Origin of the sequence: Adhaeribacter rhizoryzae (assembly GCF_008629685.1) — a bacterium.
Lineage (GTDB): Bacteria > Bacteroidota > Bacteroidia > Cytophagales > Hymenobacteraceae > Adhaeribacter > Adhaeribacter rhizoryzae.
The window spans coordinates 1-16,900 of record NZ_VWSF01000026.1 but is presented as its reverse complement, the minus strand read 5'-3'; the positions used below and the strand labels follow the sequence as shown (position 1 = coordinate 16,900).

The 16,900-nt window shown below is 45.5% G+C and carries 13 protein-coding genes and 1 pseudogene; 7 read left to right on the top strand and 7 right to left on the bottom strand.

Features of this window, described 5'->3' with window-relative positions; translation table 11 throughout:
- Positions 1–231 precede the first annotated feature (231 nt).
- On the bottom strand, positions 232–1,566 hold the full coding sequence (locus F0145_RS22400) for a glycosyl hydrolase family 8 (protein ID WP_190277615.1): 1,335 nt from the start codon (positions 1,564–1,566) through the stop codon (positions 232–234).
- Positions 1,567–1,785: 219 nt separating this feature from the next.
- Here F0145_RS22400 and F0145_RS22395 point away from each other — a divergent pair, with 219 nt between their 5' ends.
- From F0145_RS22395 to F0145_RS22385, 3 genes are all read left to right on the top strand, one after another.
- Entirely contained in the window at positions 1,786–2,232 is a 447-nt protein-coding gene (locus F0145_RS22395; protein ID WP_150092199.1) for a hypothetical protein, read from the top strand.
- Positions 2,233–2,588: 356 nt separating this feature from the next.
- Positions 2,589–3,665 carry a zinc metalloprotease gene (locus tag F0145_RS22390; protein ID WP_150092197.1) on the top strand — a complete coding sequence of 359 codons (1,077 nt, stop codon included), beginning with the start codon at positions 2,589–2,591 and terminating at the stop codon, positions 3,663–3,665.
- Positions 3,666–3,838: 173 nt separating this feature from the next.
- Positions 3,839–4,618 (top strand): metallophosphoesterase, encoded by a 780-nt coding sequence (locus F0145_RS22385; protein WP_150092195.1) that lies wholly within the window; start codon positions 3,839–3,841, stop codon positions 4,616–4,618.
- Positions 4,619–4,744: 126 nt separating this feature from the next.
- On the opposite strand, the gene F0145_RS22380 is transcribed toward F0145_RS22385, so the two are convergent.
- Positions 4,745–5,182: a hypothetical protein gene (locus F0145_RS22380; RefSeq protein ID WP_150092193.1), complete on the bottom strand. Its 438-nt coding sequence runs from the start codon at positions 5,180–5,182 to the stop codon at positions 4,745–4,747.
- 24 nt (positions 5,183–5,206) lie between these two features.
- Entirely contained in the window at positions 5,207–6,016 is an 810-nt protein-coding gene (locus tag F0145_RS22375) for an alpha/beta fold hydrolase (protein ID WP_150092191.1), read from the bottom strand.
- Positions 6,017–6,577: 561 nt separating this feature from the next.
- Between F0145_RS22375 and F0145_RS22370 the strand changes: the two genes are divergently transcribed.
- From F0145_RS22370 to F0145_RS22360, 3 genes are all read left to right on the top strand, one after another.
- Positions 6,578–9,601 carry a SusC/RagA family TonB-linked outer membrane protein gene (locus tag F0145_RS22370; protein ID WP_150092189.1) on the top strand — a complete coding sequence of 1,008 codons (3,024 nt, stop codon included), beginning with the start codon at positions 6,578–6,580 and terminating at the stop codon, positions 9,599–9,601.
- A gap of 18 nt (positions 9,602–9,619) precedes the next feature.
- The gene (locus tag F0145_RS22365) at positions 9,620–11,212 is read left to right on the top strand and encodes a RagB/SusD family nutrient uptake outer membrane protein (protein ID WP_150092187.1); all 1,593 of its coding nucleotides are present in this window, start codon (positions 9,620–9,622) and stop codon (positions 11,210–11,212) included.
- A gap of 167 nt (positions 11,213–11,379) precedes the next feature.
- Entirely contained in the window at positions 11,380–11,568 is a 189-nt protein-coding gene (locus tag F0145_RS22360) for a hypothetical protein (protein WP_150092185.1), read from the top strand.
- 6 nt (positions 11,569–11,574) lie between these two features.
- Here the strand turns inward: F0145_RS22360 and F0145_RS22355 are convergent, their stop codons facing one another.
- Complete coding sequence (locus F0145_RS22355) at positions 11,575–12,735, bottom strand: MFS transporter (protein WP_150092183.1); 1,161 nt, start codon at positions 12,733–12,735, stop codon at positions 11,575–11,577.
- A 121-nt stretch (positions 12,736–12,856) separates the two neighbouring features.
- On the bottom strand, positions 12,857–14,335 hold the full coding sequence (locus F0145_RS22350; protein ID WP_223816205.1) for a glycoside hydrolase family 43 protein: 1,479 nt from the start codon (positions 14,333–14,335) through the stop codon (positions 12,857–12,859).
- Positions 14,336–14,769: 434 nt separating this feature from the next.
- On the opposite strand from F0145_RS22350, the gene F0145_RS22345 reads away from it, so the two are divergent.
- A complete protein-coding gene (locus F0145_RS22345; protein ID WP_150092181.1) occupies positions 14,770–15,021 on the top strand; it encodes a hypothetical protein in 252 nt (83 codons plus the stop codon).
- Between the two features lie 66 nt (positions 15,022–15,087).
- On the opposite strand, the gene F0145_RS22340 is transcribed toward F0145_RS22345, so the two are convergent.
- Positions 15,088–16,014 (bottom strand): NAD-dependent epimerase/dehydratase family protein, encoded by a 927-nt coding sequence (locus F0145_RS22340; protein ID WP_150092179.1) that lies wholly within the window; start codon positions 16,012–16,014, stop codon positions 15,088–15,090.
- Positions 16,015–16,561: 547 nt separating this feature from the next.
- Positions 16,562–16,900: pseudogene (locus tag F0145_RS26330) on the bottom strand (IS4-like element ISSysp3 family transposase); the annotation flags it as partial.

Genomic DNA, 16,900 nt, shown 5'->3' with positions numbered 1-16,900 from the left:
ATATTACTAATCTGGTCTTTCCTAGAGGGTAAGAATAACAAAAACTTTCCTGCCGCCATGAAACCAATTCCGTTGAAGCAAATATCAAAAATGAAAAGAATACACTTGTTTGCATTTTAAGACTTTTCATGGTTTCCGAATTGGCTTAACTGGCCTACTAAATAAAAATATACCCAGCCTTGGCAAAATATTGCCTGAAGCTGGGTAGAAGTAAAGTGCAATCAGTTAAGCTTACCGGGGTTCGTAAATCCGGAACTGACCGCTGCAATGTAGTAAACTCATCAGGTACAATAAGCCATCGTAATAGCGTTCGCCTAATTGGTCCGGAATTGGTTCTTGCCAGAGCGCCTTTACAAAATCTTTAGCTAACGGGTGCGTGGCCGCTAGGCTAGCGGTGGCGTTAGTAGCTATTAAGCCGGTAGTATGGCTGTTGCCCATTTTTTTGCCATCTACGGTGTATATTTGGCCATAATTATTAATCCCTTCGGAAGCAAAAAACGACTGGATGCGGTTGCTTAATATTTGTTCGCGCGGGTCTTTCTGCCACCAGGCCCAATCTACGCTCCAGTTCATGGCGGTACGCCACGAGTCGTAGGCAAAGTGGTGTGCGTTGGCGTTAAAACGGACGGTTACGGGTTTGCCGTCGAAGTCGGCGTAATCCGATGAAAGGCCGGTTTTAGGATGCGTGGCTCGCTGGAAATAATTGCGGCTGGTATCGGCGGCGGCAGCCCAGAATGCCCGGTCGTTTTCGGGTCCCCATTTGGCCCAGAGTTCGTAAAAAGCCGGCAAGTGGTACGATGGGTCCGAAAAATTGCGGCCGGCACCCTGCGGCACAAAAAGGATCATTTTTCTTTCTTCGTTTACCATGTTGCCCACCGTTTGCGTGCCGTTTTTGGTTGGTCCGGTCTTCATGGGGTGGTGGCGCATGGTAGTTAATATTTTATCGGCCCAGGCTTTATAGTTGTAAATGCCTTCGCCGTTGCCCCAGCGGCCCGACGCAAAATACAGCGCCGTTAAAAAATATTCTTCGCCATCTGGGGCCGGTGTTTCGGAGTTAGGCGTACCGTCTCTTTTCAACGACCAGGCAAAATAACCTTCGGCCGGGTGGTTGGGGTTGCTGACGTACATGTGCGTGAGGGCGTAATTCCAGAGGGCATCAAACTCGGCTTTTTTATTTAGCTGTACCGCTATCATCATGCCATAAGACATGCCCTCACTCCGGATATCGTTGTGGTATACATCGGCAACGTAAGCCTTAGGACCATTGGCATTTTGCCCGGCCATAAAATAAATAGCTTGGCTGGCCGAGTCGCCGTGAAATAATTGCTGGTAAGCAGCTTCTATTTTGCGGTTAATATCGGCAGTGGCAAAGCCATTCTCTTCAAATAAATTCCGGTATTTTTTGGTAGCATAAGCCCCTTTACCAGCGTTAGCGTTTGCTTTAACCGCCGTATCTACTTTGGCGCACGAACCTAAAAATATTGCGCCTGCCAAAATTATTAAGAGCGCCAAACGGTAGCGTACGGGTAAAATATAATAAAGCAAGTGGCCAATATTTTGTGGCATAACAAATGAATTATATTAGTTATTGTAATTTATACAATATTAAACAATATCCGGTAAAAAGCCTTGCGTATGGTTAGTTTAGCCTGGCTTATTTACTAAAAAAATAATCTCTCCGGCTCCCCACAACTTATTTAAATCTTTAACGAAAAAGAATATTAAACCGCCTGCCAAAGAATCTGGTAAAAGGGCGTTGCCGGCCTGGCCTTTAACTGTAATACTATGAAGAACAAGGAGCTTTACGACAAAACCATAAAAATATTGGTAAACGCTTACCTCAACGATTCTTTGGTGCAGGGTAATTGCCATGCGTGTGCCGTGGGTAATATTATAGCGGCTAACTTAAATATTAAGTACGACCAGGATTTAAAATGGATTAACCGGCAAGTGGCCTGGTCGCAGGTGTTTGTTACGTTAAGTAATAAAATTGCCCAGGTAAAACGCCCCTGGGCTTATACCGGCCCGGCCCGCGAACAAATAAATGCTACCGGCTACGCCTGGCCCGAATTAGCCCGTCTGGAATACGCCTTTGAAAGAGCACCCCGGGGTAAAACCAAAGAAGAACGAATATTTAATGGCTTAATGGCCGTGGTAGAGGTGCTTACGCAAATCCACGAAATAGATGAGCAAACTAAAGTGGCTACCCGTAAATTGTTCCAGAAAGCTTAACCGCAATTTTTTTAGAATATCTTCTTAATTTTTTTAGGGCGAATGAACGAAAAGTTCAATCCTGTATAAGCCTTTAAGCTAACTTACATGCTTGTTAAAGTTTATGCTTAAATTAGTATATACAATAAATGTATATAATTCATTTACAGCTAAATTATGTTAATATTTTAGGTTTTGGTAATTGGTAATCCTGTTGCTGATTAGCTGGTAAAGCCTTGTATGGGTTAATAGAAGCTATTTCTGGAGAAGTTATTCGGGTAAACTAGAATTATAATTATTTAGTCAGTTAATTTTTTTATTTGTGTTATAATTATTTTTAGATAAATTACCCAAAACAAACAAACCCAAAAACAAGCATGAAAAAAATTTCCAAAAAATTGTTCTATTCTTTTTCGCTGGCATTAATGCTGGGATGTTCGGTTAATTCGCCGGAAGAAGAGTTTGCCCTGGATGGTGGCGTTTCGAATAGTGAAGATGCCCAGGCCAGTGGCGAAAGATGTGCAACCATGAAAGTGCACGAAGAGAAAATTAAAGAAAATCCGGGGTTGCTTAAAAAGATGCAAGCCATTGAGGAGCATACCCAGCGTTTTGCCCAGGGCCGGGCAAACAAAACCGGCGGCCAAACCAGCAACACCGGCGACATTACGACTAACGCCGTAAACGACGTAAATACAACCATCGAAATTCCGGTGGTAGTAAACGTAATTTATAGTTCTAGCCAGCAAAATATTTCGGAAGATCAGATTCAGTCGCAGATAGTAGTGCTTAACCGCGATTTTCAGGCACAAAACACCGATTATAGCTTGGTGCCAGCTACTTTTACGGGCGTAAAAGCTAATATGAATTACAAATTCACCCTGAAAAGTATCGTACGGAAACAATCGTCTAAATCGTCGTGGGGTACCCGCGATGCCATGAAAAGCAGTAAAAAAGGCGGCATAGACCCAACTACCCCAGATAAAACTTTAAATATTTGGGTATGCAATATTGGCGGCGGCATATTGGGGTATGCCCAGTTTCCGGGCGGCAGCTCCACTACCGATGGCGTAGTAATTGGGCCGCAATATTTCGGTAATAAAACTTTCATGGCCAGCCCCAACAGTGCTTACCTGGCTACACCTTATGACAAAGGCCGTACGGCAACCCACGAAGTAGGCCACTGGATGAACCTGCGCCACATTTGGGGCGATGCTACTTGCGGCTCCGACCTGGTTAACGACACGCCAACCCACAATACGGCAAATTACGGCTGTCCGGCGGCAAACCACAAAAGTACTTGTGCCGGCGCGCCCGTAGAAATGACCATGAATTACATGGATTACACCGATGATGCCTGTATGTACATGTTCTCGGTTGGCCAGAAAACCCGCGCCCGGGCAATATTTGCCAGCAATGGCCCACGGGCTGGTTTTAGTGCGGTAGCAGTGCAATAATTAAGTTAAAATATTGCCTTAAAAAGAAAGCCTTGTTTACACAAGGCTTTCTTTTTTTATAACCGGGCTTGTTAACCCAAATTCATCTGGCTGGGGCAAGCTAAACATTTCAGAATTAAACCGGTAAACGCAACATGTAATATTCTTAAACCAACTATTTTTAATTAAATCAGATGAGAAGATTTGTATTTTCTGATAGCCACGGAGGGTATAAAGCCATGGTGCAATGCCTGGAGCGGTGCGGATTTAATAACGACCAAGACCAGTTGTTTTTTTTAGGCGATGTGGTAGATGGCTGGTCCCAGACCAAAGAAAGCATTCAGCTTTTATTGGGCATCCGGAATTTAGTGCACTTATTAGGCAATCACGACCAATGGGCCATTAAAGGTTTTAGCGATAAATCATTTAAACAAGACTCAGAAGACCAGAACGAACATTATTTCTGGATAATGCAAGGCGGTGATGCCACCGTTAAATCGTATGGGCCCAGCGGCGAAATGCCACCGGAGCACCTGCAGTTTTTACTTAATGCCAAGCCTTACCACGTTACCGAAGATAATATCTTGCTGGTGCACGCGGGTTTCGACCCGGAAAAAGACATAGCAGAAACCGATACCGACTGGTTAATCTGGAGCCGCGATTTTATTAATAAATGTTACCAACTGTACCGGAAAAATAAATACAGGTTACAACCCGAAAAGGATTTAGTTATTCCGGGGTATAAAGAAATTTATATTGGGCATACGCCTACCACTAACCTGAACCAAAACCAAACCACACCCTTAAAAATGGGAAATCTAATATTAATGGATACCGGCGCGGCTTTTTCCGGCTGCCTCTCTATTATGGATTTAGATACCAAAGAAGTATGGCAATCTAACCCTGTAATGACCTTGTACCCGGATGAAGGTGGCCGAAACGGATTAAGCTGGAACGCATTACGGCAAGCATAAAAACAAGCATAGAATTATTAAGCTTTTAATTAACTTAAGAAATTGCTAACCTACGGCTATTTCAGCAGGTTAAAGGCAGGTTTGGTAATGCTTGTAAAGCCAGGTATTGGCAGCTGTTTTCGGGGCTTAGCTCCGCAACCAGGCTTCGGCTTCGGCATCGGTGGTAAAAGTTTCTATTTGTAAATATTGGTGCCCAAACTGGTAAAAGTTCTGAAAAGAGCTTTGCCCATAAACGCCCGGTGCCATTACATGCGCAAAATAAGCTAAGCCCAGATTTTTAGCTTGCAAGGCCCATTTACTACCCAAAAATGAAGCCCCATCGTGCCAGGGGCCAATTAACTCTTTGTTGCTGTTTAATATAGCAGGGCAGGGTTGCGCCCGCAGCATGTGCAGCAACTGGCTGGCACCCAGCAGCACCATCTCCAGCGACTGTATACCAATCCAGTTTACGTGAATATACGCGTTGTCAGCTTTCCGTTCTGCCTCAAAAAATGTATTGCCGTTTGCTTTCTTTAACTCTTTCTTAATCATCCCACTTATGGTCCGGCCTTTACCGGCTAGCATAAACTGCCGGCTATGCAATATTCTTTATACAATAACGGGTTCGGGTGCTAAAAATTTTTTGATGGCCGCAATGGTTTCGTCGGGGGCACTTAAATTTGGGCAATGGCCGGTGGCGTTTAATATTTCTAATTGGCTGTTGGCCAGGTGTTGGTGCATGTATTCGCCTACTTCCAGCGGCGCAATGCGGTCCTCCTGGCATTGCAGAATAAGAGAGGGGGTTTGCAGCTTTTGCAGGTCGGGGCGGTTATCGGACAAGAAAGTAAGGTAAGCAAAGTTTTTGGCAAATTCTTCGTGGCTGCGGCAAAAGCTGCTGGCCAGTTCTTCGCTTAGTTCGGGTCTTTCGGGGTTGCCCATAATTACTGGCGCAATGCCCACCGACCAGCTTAAATAATTGCTATCCAGCGCTTCCAGTAATTCAAATATTTCTTTCCGGTCGAAGCCGCCAGTATAGCCCATCTCGTTTATGTAGCGCGGCGAAGGGCCAATGAGTACCAGTTTCTGAAAAAGATTAGGCGCTTGAATAGCCGCCAGTACCCCAATCATGGCGCTTACCGAATGGCCCACCAGAATTACATCGTGCAGGTTAAGGCTGCGGCAAATTTCCAGCAAATCTTCGGCGTAGGCGTGTAAAGAACCGTAGGTTTTTGGTGAATATTCTGAAACATCGGATTGCCCAAAACCAATATGATCGAAAAGAATAATTTTATAATCGTCTTCAAAAGCCGGGGTTATAAACCGCCACATATTTTGGTCGCAGCCATAACCGTGGGCAAAAAGCATTGGGGTTTGTCCTTTACCCGTTACGGTTACATTATTTCTTTTAAGTACATCCATGGGGAAATGCTAACAGGGTTAAATAAAAGAAATAAGTTCGTGCAAGTATAGACTAATATTGGTAAAAACGTTTTATTAATTTTTTCGTAAAAGATTTTCTTTTCCAAAGAAGTAAGCGTACGCCAGCTTTTAAAGTACCTAAATATTGCCCTGCTGTTACACCCCATAGTAGTACTATTCACTTAGCCCTTGCTGATAATGCCCGACCTGTTGCCTTCCTGCTTTTGAAGGTAAATATTCTGGCTGCTTACCTTTTAATAGGGTGCTGCACAACTTAACAAAGGCATAATATTCCGGTGAAATTCACTTAACACAAAAGCATTCTTTTTGTGCGATAAACCAACATCGTACCTATGTTTTTTGGTCAAAAAAATAATTATATTAACAGGGAATTTAACTTTTTATGGAATAACTTACTATTAAAATTATTGGTAAGTTGCTTTTCTCGTAAAGGGCGCCGTTTGGCCAGAAACAGTCGCCACCTGTAGTACGATTACCTGGCGCACCAAGCTCATTAAGCTCATTGAGGTTTATCCGTATTCAACTAACACACACACATCCATGAAAAAAAACTTTTACCGATTGGCAGTGCCACCGCCTGCCACCTTATTTTCGGCTGCCCTGCTTTGTTTATTCTCTTTATCTCAGGTGCAGGCTGAGGTTGCCAGCAACGTACCCGGCAACAGAAATATTAGCCCAACAGTTACGGGCAAATTCCTGCCCGATGCGAAAGAAGAAATTGAGGTTACCGGCACCGTCCGCGACAAGCAAGGGCCGCTACCCGGCGCTACCATTATTGTTAAAAACACGAACCGCGGTACCACCGCCGATGCCAATGGCCGCTTCCGGATTACGGTAAACCGCAACGAAACCTTGGTTTTTTCAATGTTGGGCTACCAGAATGCTGAACGCGTGGTAGATAATGCCGAAATAAATGTGGTGATGACCATGGACGCCAAACAACTATCGGAGGTGGTAGTGGTGGGTTACGGGTCTACTACCCAAAGTGATGTGACGGGTGCCATTAGTAGTATAAAAAGCGGCGATTTTAACGCCGGCGTAAATAACGCACCCGACCAATTACTGCAAGGCAAGGTAGCCGGCTTAAACGTAACCCGCAGCGGCGACCCCAATGCCAATGCTTCTATTATTCTAAGAGGCCCATCCACGCTCCGGACCGGAGCGGCGCAGGAGCCTTTTTACGTAATCGATGGCGTGCCGGGCGCTTCTATTCAGGTAGTTGCCCCCAACGATATTGTTTCGATTGACGTGTTGAAAGATGCTTCGGCCACGGCGATTTACGGCTCCAGGGCAGCCAACGGCGTAATTATTGTAACTACCCGCCGGGCCAAACAAGGCGAACCGGTGCTTTCATACAATGGTTATGCCGCCGTCGAGAATATTTCGAACCAGATCGATATGTTGTCGGCGGACGAGCTCCGGGCTTTTTTAACGGCTAATAATAAAACTGCCGGCAAAGACGATGGCGTGAGCACCGACTGGCAAAAAGAAGTTAGCCGGACCGGTATATCGCACAACCACAACCTTTCTTTAATGGCCAATACCGGCAAAACCAGTTACGATGCCAGCATTAATTACCTGAATAACGAAGGTATTATTAAGAACTCGTCGCTGGACCGCTTAATACTACGGGGGCGCGTGGAGCAGCAGGCTTTTAAAGATAAGCTAAAACTCAGCATCTCTATCAGCAACAGTGTTACCAACCAAAAAACTTTTCCGGTAGAGTTGTTGAGCAACATGCTCAATTTTATGCCTACTTTAAATATTAAAGACGAAACCGGCCTTTACCGCGAAGATTATGTAAACGGCGTATTGAACCCGGTATCGTTGCTCGATAATAATGAAAACGACGCGAAAATCCGGACCTTTCTGGCCAATGGTATTGCCGAGCTGCAATTATTGCCCGGACTGAAATATACCTTAAGTCTGGCTTCGCAGGATGAGCAGGTAAACCGGAATATTTATTTTGGCCGCTTATCTGGTTTGGCGCAAAATGCCGGCGGGGTGGCCCTCCGGAATGCTTATTCCAATACCCGCAAAGTGTTAGAATCTTATTTTAACTACGATAAAACTTTTGATAGGCACAACTTAGGTTTATTAGCCGGCTATTCGTGGCAACAGGATCGCACCGGCGAAGGCTTCCAAACGTCCAGCCAGGGTTTTACTTCGGATGTGCTCACGTATAATAATTTAGGTTTGTCGAGCCCGCGGCCCGGTTTTGTACCCAACTACGGCAACACTACTATCCAAACCTTGCGGCTGATTTCGTTCTACGGGCGGGTAAATTATTCTTTTAACGAAAAATATTTATTCCAGGCCTCGTTGCGGCAGGATGGTTCTTCGGCGTTTGGAGTAAATAACCGTTGGGGCTTGTTCCCGGCTTTCTCGGCGGGTTGGCGCTTAACCCAGGAAGAATTCTTAAAAGGTTTTGCTTTCCTAAACGACCTGAAATTACGCGTGGGTTATGGTGTTACGGGTAACTCCCTCGGCTTCGACCCGATGATTGCTACCACCCGCTACGGCTCTACAGGTTATTTTTATTACAACGGGCAACTTACCAATTCCATCGGCCCAACCCAAAACCAGAACCCCGATTTGAAATGGGAGCGTACGGCTATGACCAATGTGGGCGTTGATTTTTCGGTGCTGAATGGGCGCTTGGGCGGTGCCGTTGATTTTTACGATAAAAACACTTCGGACCTGATCTGGAATTACCCGGTTTCGACTACCCAATATTTTGTAAACACCTTAATTGCCAACGTGGGTGAAATGAACAACCGGGGCGTGGAAGTACAGTTAAACGCGGTGCCCATTGATAAACCTAATTTTAGCTGGCGTACTTCTTTTAACGTGGCGCACAACAAAAACAAAATCGAAACTTTATCCAATGAAAAATTCAGCTTAACCGAAATCAAAACGGCGCAGCTTGGCGGGCAAGGGCAATCCGGTAACACTTCCCAAATTATTCGGGAAGGTATGCCACTGGGTACTTTCAACATCTGGCATTTTGTAGGTAAAAACGACCAAGGCGTATCGCAGTTCCAGAAAGCCGATGGCACCATTACCACTACGCCGTCTTCGCTCGATTTTACCATTGCCGGCAATGCCCAGCCCAAATTACTGTACGGCTGGAACAACACCTTTAAATACGGCAATTTTGATTTAAACTTTTTCGTGCGCGGGGTTTACGGCAATAAAATCCTGAACGCGACGCTGGCAAACCTAAATAACCCGGCGGCCGCCCAAATCCGGAATATTCCCAAGTTTACGCTGAACGAATCGACCAACGATTTTAATGCTTATTTTGTATCAGATCGGTTCCTCGAAAGCGGCTCGTACCTGCGCATGGATAATGCCTCGCTGGGTTATACTTTCGCTTCGGAGAGCAGCAATACCTTCAAAAATTTAAGGGTGTATGTAACCGGTACCAACCTGTTTACCATTACCGATTATAAAGGCATTGACCCCGAAATTTCGCTGGGTGGTATTGAGCCGGGCATTGATAACCGGAATTTCTATCCGAAAACCCGGTCGTTTTTGCTGGGGGTAAATGTTAGTTTTTAATATTTTAAGCGCACGCACATGAAAAAAAATATATTTATCAGCGCCGTTCTGTTTTTTACGGCTTTTTTACCGGCCTGCACCGATTTAGACGTGGATATTGAATCGGAGTTAACGCCAGCCAACTTCCCGAGTACCCAGGACCAATTTATTGCGGCCACCGGCCCCTTGTATTCCCAATTGAGTTCTAATTATGCCATTAATTATTGGCGCCTGCAGGAGCTTTCAACGGATGCGGCTATTATTCCAGCGCGGGCCGGCAACTGGGACGATGGCGGACAATACCGTTTCCTGCACAAACATACCTGGAATGTTGATCACCCGACCGTACGGGCCATCTGGGAGTGGGGTTTTGGGGGCATTAATACGGCTAACCGGGTACTGCAAATATTTGAAGGAGCTGCCGAAAGCGCCACCCGTACCGAATCTATGGCCCAGGTAAGAACCATGCGGGCTTTGTATTATTATTTTATGATGGATACTTTCGGTAATGTGCCTGTTATTAAAACCTTTGGCAATACCGATTTGCCGGCTACTGCCCCGCGGGCGCAAGTATTTGCCTTTATCGAAACCGAGTTGAAAGAATCGTTGCCGAATTTAAGCGAAGCCACCGGGGCGCTTACCTACGGGCGGCCGAATAAATTTGTAGCGCTGGCTTTGCTCACCAAATTGTACCTGAACGCTGAATATTACATTGGCAAACCCATGTACACCGAAGCCGTGGCCATGGCCGACCATATATTGGCAGCTAATAAATATTCTTTAACTGCCGATTATTACGCCATGTTTGCGCCGGATAACGGGCCTGGTATTCAGGAAACTATTTTTGCGGCCGTGTACGATGCCAACGTAATTAAAGGCAACCAGTTTACGCGCTACGCCATGCACTACGCGCTGCAGCAAAAATACCGCATTCCGTTTACGCCCAGCAGCAGCCTCATGACTTTGCCGGAATATTTTAATAAGTTTAATTTGCCCAACGACATCCGCAACAACCAATGGTTATCGGGTAAGCAATATAATGTAGATGGCACGCCGGTAATCATAAAAACCACCAACGTAGGTTTTGATAAAGATTATAAAGGTCCTAACCCTACGGCAGCGGTAAACTGGCACCTCGAAATATTCCCGAACCTGATTCTGGAAAACGAAGCTTCTATGGATATTGGCAACGACCAGTTAAGCCAGGCTTACGGCGTCCGTTCGATAAAATACGCGCCCGATCCTAATTCGGCCACCGACCGCCACCAGAACAACGACATTCCCATATTCCGGCTGGCCGATATTATGCTGATGAAAGCCGAAGCTATTTTACGGGGGGCCACGGCTACTACTGTGGGCGGTGAACTGCAAACCACGGTAATATTGGTAAATAAAATTCGGGCGCGGGTAAATGCGCCGCTGGTTACCGATATTGATTTGCCAGGATTGCTCGAAGAACGGGCGCGGGAACTGGCTTGGGAAGGCTGGCGCCGCAACGACCTCATCCGGTTCGGGCAGTTTGAAAAACCGTATGGCTTTAAAACCGACAGCGACCCGAACAAACGGATTTATCCCATTCCGGCTACCGAGCGTTCATTGAACCCTAACTTAACCCAAAACCCGGGGTATTAAATATTTCGGAAAAATGATTAATCTGATTATTCAAAGCTGATTTTTATACCCGATAATCTAAAAAGTAAACCTCACCAGTTTTTAAAACGGGTGAGGTTTTTCTTTTAATATTGTTTATCTTCTGAGGTAAAAACCTTTAGTTAGTATAAAATATTGAAGCTTCTAAAATGAAAACCTCTTTTAAAACCCAGGGCACGTTGGTTAGCCTTAAAACTTTAGATTACCAGGTAGCGGTTTACCCGGGCATGTTTGTGCTGCTGAACCAGAAATATTATACCGTGCGGCACGCTGTTCTGGATTTAGAAAAAGAAGAAATACTAGTAGTAGTGGAGCGGAGTTTAACCGAACCGGCTTAAAACAAGTTAAGCTTCCTGCAATTCGCCGGCGGTTTTCTTCTCCAGTTTAAAGAACAACTGCGAAATAGGAATGAGCATTATACCCGCTATAGCAAAAGCCACAAAAGAAACTTTCAGGTTAAAGGCATGCGCCAGGTAGCCAATCATGGGCGGCCCCAGGAGCATGCCCACAATACCAAAAGTAGCAATTAAAGAAATGGCAATGCCCGGCGAATAAGTTTTAGAGGCGCCCGCCAGCGTATAGGTCATGGGGATAACGGCAGCCGTACCAAAACCCACCAACGAAAAGCCCACCATTGCCGGCCAGAAACTCGGAAACAAGATGGCTAGTAGAATGCCCGAGAAAATGAATATAGCGCTCATGGCATAGGTAGTAGGCATCCCTAATTTGGCAATAATCCTATCTGAAACAAACCGCGAGAATGCCATAAACGCCATAAAAATGAGGTAGCCCAACGTAAACACGTCTTCCCGTACTACCTGCTGAAAATAAATACCGCTCCAATCGAACATACCGCCTTCGCAGATGGCCGCAAAAAATACCATTAGCCCTAAATACAAAATATAAGGGTCGGGCTTGTTTAGGGCCAGCTTGTTACCCGTAGTAGATCTATCGTTGCGCAGTAAAAACCGGAATGAGAACAAGGTTATTACAATGGCAGCGGCAGATACGATAAATAAATGCGGTACAATGGGAACGCCAAAAGAAATTAATAAGGTGGTAAACCCAACGCCCAAAATGCCCCCGGTACTCCACAAACCATGAAACGAGCCATTTATTTTGCGGTCGTATTGCTTTTGCAGCGTAATGGCTTGGGTATTTACGGCAATATTAAACATCCGCATGCTAAGCGAGTACAGAAAAAGCGTAAAAACCAGGCTCATGGTAGTATTGGCCAAACCAATAAAGGCCAGGCAAATCGCACTTATGCTAAAACCTACGGTTAGCGGTATCCGGGTATCGAGTTTACTCACCAGCCAACCCGATATAGGCAACCCAACCAAAGAACTAATGGGCATGATCAGTAGCACTGAACCCAATTCTGCCTCATTGAGGCCAAGGGCCGATTTAATAGTTGGAATACGGGAAGCCCAACTGGAAAAAGTAAAACCCGAAAGCAAGAAAAATAAACTCAGCGCAATGCGCTGTTTTGTAAGCTGCTGCATTATTTTAAAAAAGAGTGCAAAGGTCTTAAATTATTTTGTTTTCTACCCACTAAACCTGTTTCTTTTACCAATTCGCCACTGTCAACGTCTAAGAAATCTTCCCTAAACCAAAATAATTTCACTAAGCAACCAGTACACCCGTTGGCGTAAACTGAAGCGGTACCGCCAACAAAGCCCGGAACTGTTTATAACCGGCTTGTCCCGGAAAATAAGCGTGCAAAAACAACACCGGCTTGCCGTCGGGGCCATTTACCACCGAAGGGTGACCGGGTGCCCACCACTTGGCCGTGGACTGCAAAAACGGTTTTGGCATTTTGTTGTATGGCCCTAGCAGCGCATCGGCTATAGCTACGCCAATACCGTACTGGTCCGTCGAAAAATCGTTGCCGGCATAAAACAAGTAATATTTATTTTCTTGCTTGGTTACCCACATGCCTTCTACCAGGTGTGCTTCCCAGGCCAAATCGTTCTGAATTATTTGGGTGCGTTCGCCAATTAAGGTGGTGCCATCACTGGACAAAGGCTGGGCAAACATGGGCGTTTTCATAAACTGCATTACCAAACGGATAGCCTTCTGTACCGGCGCTGGCTGATAATCTGCCAATACTTGCAGGTGATTGTAAAAATCTGAGTAGACTGCAATTACGGCTTCAATTAAAAGTTGCTGGGTTAAAAATCGTTCCATGGGTTCCAGCATTTGGGTCCAGGGCCAGAGCGTAATAATAAAAGAAGCAGTTACCTGGTCTTCGGGGGTAGCAAAAAGTTCTTTAATTAAGGTTGGATTGGCGTAAAGTAATTCGCTTAACTTACCCGGCCACACATCGTTGTTGTCTTCTTTCCAAAACAAATAAGTTTTACCATCTTCCTGCACGTAAATATGCGGGTCTATCACCTTACCTTTTAGCAAAGGGGCTTCTTCCGGTTTAAAAGGGCCTTCGGGATTTTGGGATTTTGCCAGGCCAATGCAAAGCTCGCGGGTATGTTTATCGCGGGCTACAAAATATACCCGGAACTCTTCTTTAACCTGGTGCATTTCGGGCGCCCAGTAATCACTAATCAGCTCGCCATCGGCGGCCCAAATTGGTTTATTCCCTTCTGGAAACACATAACCTACAAATTCCCAATCCTGAAGGTTACGCGAGCTAATAATCGGAAAAGAATCGGGCGCATCGTTGGAGGTAGCGAGCAAGTAATATTTACCAGCTTCCGTTGGAGTATTCGTGTTTACCCGGATTACCGCCGGATCGCCGTAGCCGTAAAGCATGCCGGGATGCAAATTATTACGGAGCACCTCCTGGTATTCGCTATTTAGGGTAGGTTTTGGTTGCCCGGTGCGGCGGTTTTGCGGTAATCGCAGCCCAAAGGCAATAGATAATTTTTCGAAAAAATCGAGGTAAGCCGTATGTTCTTTGCCGGTAAGCTGGTAGTGGCAGGTTTTCTGCGTACCCGATTTCGGGTCGGGGCCGGTAACTGCAAAAGTATGGTTTGCACTGTTCCCTTCCACTGCTTCTCCAATAATTACCGAAAACCCGAAAGGCGTACCCGCCGGAGAATCCAGCATTATTTTATCGACGAGGGTTGCTTCTGTTTTGCTATTCATGTTTTACGCCGGGTTTAGGGCTGTTTTAGGCAGACCGCGGTAACAGTTACGAGAGAACCTCTAAAAATCCTTTAACCTTATTTCCTCGCTTATTTATCAAAAAATTAGGGTAAAGAATTTTATAAATATTCCTTTTTTGCATTTCTGCTCAAACGCATAAATGCCCTATACAAAGTAATAAAACTAGGTTAGGACTAACGTTATGCTATTAACTTCTTAAGTTTCTCCTAAACGGTACCCGCTTAGTCAGGTTAATATTTTCTTTGGTTTTTGGATTTACTTAATGCGGAAGCAGCCCCGATAAAATTTGAAGTGGCGGTTGGGCAGGTGTAAAGAATTTTGAAGCGCGAAGTTTAAGTATAACACGTTATAACAGGCACCCGTAAGTGAAACAGAATAACAGATAAGCAAAAAAATATTAAAGCAGCATATTTATGGAAGATAACAAAGAACAAAACAAGCCAGCTCCTGATGCCGGAAAGGAACCTGATAATACATCAGGAACAAATAATTTGCGCGGCGCGGCGGGCAAAACCGGTGTAAGCGGCAAAACCATGATAGGAGAAAACAGCATTGAAAATACCCAGGGAAGCGGCATTACAGCGGGCAGTGTAGTTGGTGGCGTTAACGACGAGGCTGAAGATAACGCCGGTGTTGGTACCAGCGGTGCCGGCAGTCACATCTAACTCGTTAGCTAAATCGCCAGGGCCGGGTTAATTTTAAAACACCTGCGGCAAGAAAAAACCGGTGGGTTAAGCCGGTTTGAAAAGCGTTTGCGAAACCTGCTGCACACCATCGGCATAAGGGGTGGGCTTTACCCCAAAGGCCTGCTCGAACTTATCAGAATTAAAAATATAATCATACTGATACTGGTAATAAAGTTCGGCGGTTTCGCCAACGGCTTTGTTAAACAAGCCAAGGGTTTGTAGCATCAATTTATTAACTTTCGTAAACTTTGGTGGGGTATTATAAACTTTAGCAGCCAGGTTAATAAATTCATGGCCGGTAAGGGCCGGCGCAGTGGGTACGTGCCAGATTTGGTTACTGCTTTCGGGGTGCTGCCCGAGTAAATACATTGCTTTGCCAGCATCTGGAATGTAGGTAAAACTGTGTTTGCTGTTGGGGTTGCCCAGCCACATGGCTTTTTGTTTTTTAGCGTATTTTGCCAGTACCATGCCATCGTAGAAGCTATTCAGGCTTTCGGCGCCGTAAAAATCGGCGGCCCGCGCAATGGTGGCGTTAATATTACCGGTTTTGGCTTCGGCCATCAAATTATCGGCTATTCGGGCCCGGATTTCGCCTTTTTTGCTGCTGGGGTTGAAGGGTGTGTCTTCGGTCATGGGGCCTGGCACGTGGCCATACATATACACGTTATCGAAAAATATCAGGCGGGCACCTGTGGCTTTGGCGGCATTAATCAGGTTTTGCATAATGAGCGGCCATTCGGTTGCCCATACTTTTTTATCGTACCGCAAACCGGCGCATAGGTAAATTATAGTAGCGCCTTGTACCGCCGCTAGTACCTGCGCATAATTTTTCAGGTCGGCATAAACCCAGGTAGCCTTACCATTGGTTGTAATTTGTCGCCGGCTTACTAGGCGCACAGTTTCGCCTGTTTGTAAAAGTTCTTTTGCCAAGGCATTACTTACCGGTCCGCCGGCTCCTAATATAACATGCATGGTTCTTCTGTTTTAAGTTTTTACAAAGCTAAGTGGTGCCCCCGGCGCAAAACGTTAACAAAAGATAATTAATGAATAGCAGGAGGTAATATTTATATGGTTTGGATAAATTAACCAGGTAATCCAAAAACGTTCAGGAATCTCATTATGTCTTTCAGGAGGAGCCTATTTGGCTGATGCAAAGGTTTTAGCTACTAGCACCAATGCTTTTTAACGATATTCCATAGAAAGCCTGATTTTTTGTTTATCTTTTGAAAGATTCCATCTTTCAATGCGGAGGTGCTAATTGTATTTGAAAGCCTAAGTTTGCTCCCGGCCGCGGGGCCCCGTTTGGTCATTCGGGCTGCTCATCTTTCCTTTGCTCGTACCTCGCAATGCTGCGCACCGGAAACCTGAAAGGCCCTCATCGCCCAAACTGATGTAGTTTGCTTCGTAGCTGCTGCCTTCCTAAGCCTAAATTATTGTTAATAATTAACAAGCCAGCTCAACAAAGCAAATCCGCAACAATACGGTTCGGCCGAACTCCTTCCCTAATTTAGGGCTACGATTAGGACACAAATTTTTGGGCCAGGGTCCACCCGTGCAAGATATGCTGGAAGTAATTCCAACCGCGCAAAAGGGTAATCACCCCCGCCTGCTTTTCGTGGGGTTTCCACCCGCCTAATCGGGCTATTATCCAGTAGCACCATTGTAAAGAGTCTTGGGGGTAAGGATTCCGCTGCTTGGCTGTTTTTCCTTCATAACGTTTTTGTAAAGCCTGCAGACAAGCGACTTCTTGCCGGGTAAAGCTTTCTGCCAGCGGCACGGCTTCTTTCTGTTTAGAAGCCAGGTGCAAGAGCATTATCTTGCTAGCGGCAAACAAAGCCAGCAGCGTGAGTTGCACTAA

Bases quoted from the DNA above. Each gene is read 5' to 3' on its own strand.
- F0145_RS22400 (WP_190277615.1), bottom strand. From the start codon at position 1,566: ATGCCACAAAATATTGGCCACTTGCTTTATTATATTTTACCCGTACGC.
- F0145_RS22395 (WP_150092199.1), top strand. From the start codon at position 1,786: ATGAAGAACAAGGAGCTTTACGACAAAACCATAAAAATATTGGTAAAC.
- F0145_RS22390 (WP_150092197.1), top strand. From the start codon at position 2,589: ATGAAAAAAATTTCCAAAAAATTGTTCTATTCTTTTTCGCTGGCATTA.
- F0145_RS22385 (WP_150092195.1), top strand. From the start codon at position 3,839: ATGAGAAGATTTGTATTTTCTGATAGCCACGGAGGGTATAAAGCCATG.
- F0145_RS22380 (WP_150092193.1), bottom strand. From the start codon at position 5,182: ATGCTAGCCGGTAAAGGCCGGACCATAAGTGGGATGATTAAGAAAGAG.
- F0145_RS22375 (WP_150092191.1), bottom strand. From the start codon at position 6,016: ATGGATGTACTTAAAAGAAATAATGTAACCGTAACGGGTAAAGGACAA.
- F0145_RS22370 (WP_150092189.1), top strand. From the start codon at position 6,578: ATGAAAAAAAACTTTTACCGATTGGCAGTGCCACCGCCTGCCACCTTA.
- F0145_RS22365 (WP_150092187.1), top strand. From the start codon at position 9,620: ATGAAAAAAAATATATTTATCAGCGCCGTTCTGTTTTTTACGGCTTTT.
- F0145_RS22360 (WP_150092185.1), top strand. From the start codon at position 11,380: ATGAAAACCTCTTTTAAAACCCAGGGCACGTTGGTTAGCCTTAAAACT.
- F0145_RS22355 (WP_150092183.1), bottom strand. From the start codon at position 12,735: ATGCAGCAGCTTACAAAACAGCGCATTGCGCTGAGTTTATTTTTCTTG.
- F0145_RS22350 (WP_223816205.1), bottom strand. From the start codon at position 14,335: ATGAATAGCAAAACAGAAGCAACCCTCGTCGATAAAATAATGCTGGAT.
- F0145_RS22345 (WP_150092181.1), top strand. From the start codon at position 14,770: ATGGAAGATAACAAAGAACAAAACAAGCCAGCTCCTGATGCCGGAAAG.
- F0145_RS22340 (WP_150092179.1), bottom strand. From the start codon at position 16,014: ATGCATGTTATATTAGGAGCCGGCGGACCGGTAAGTAATGCCTTGGCA.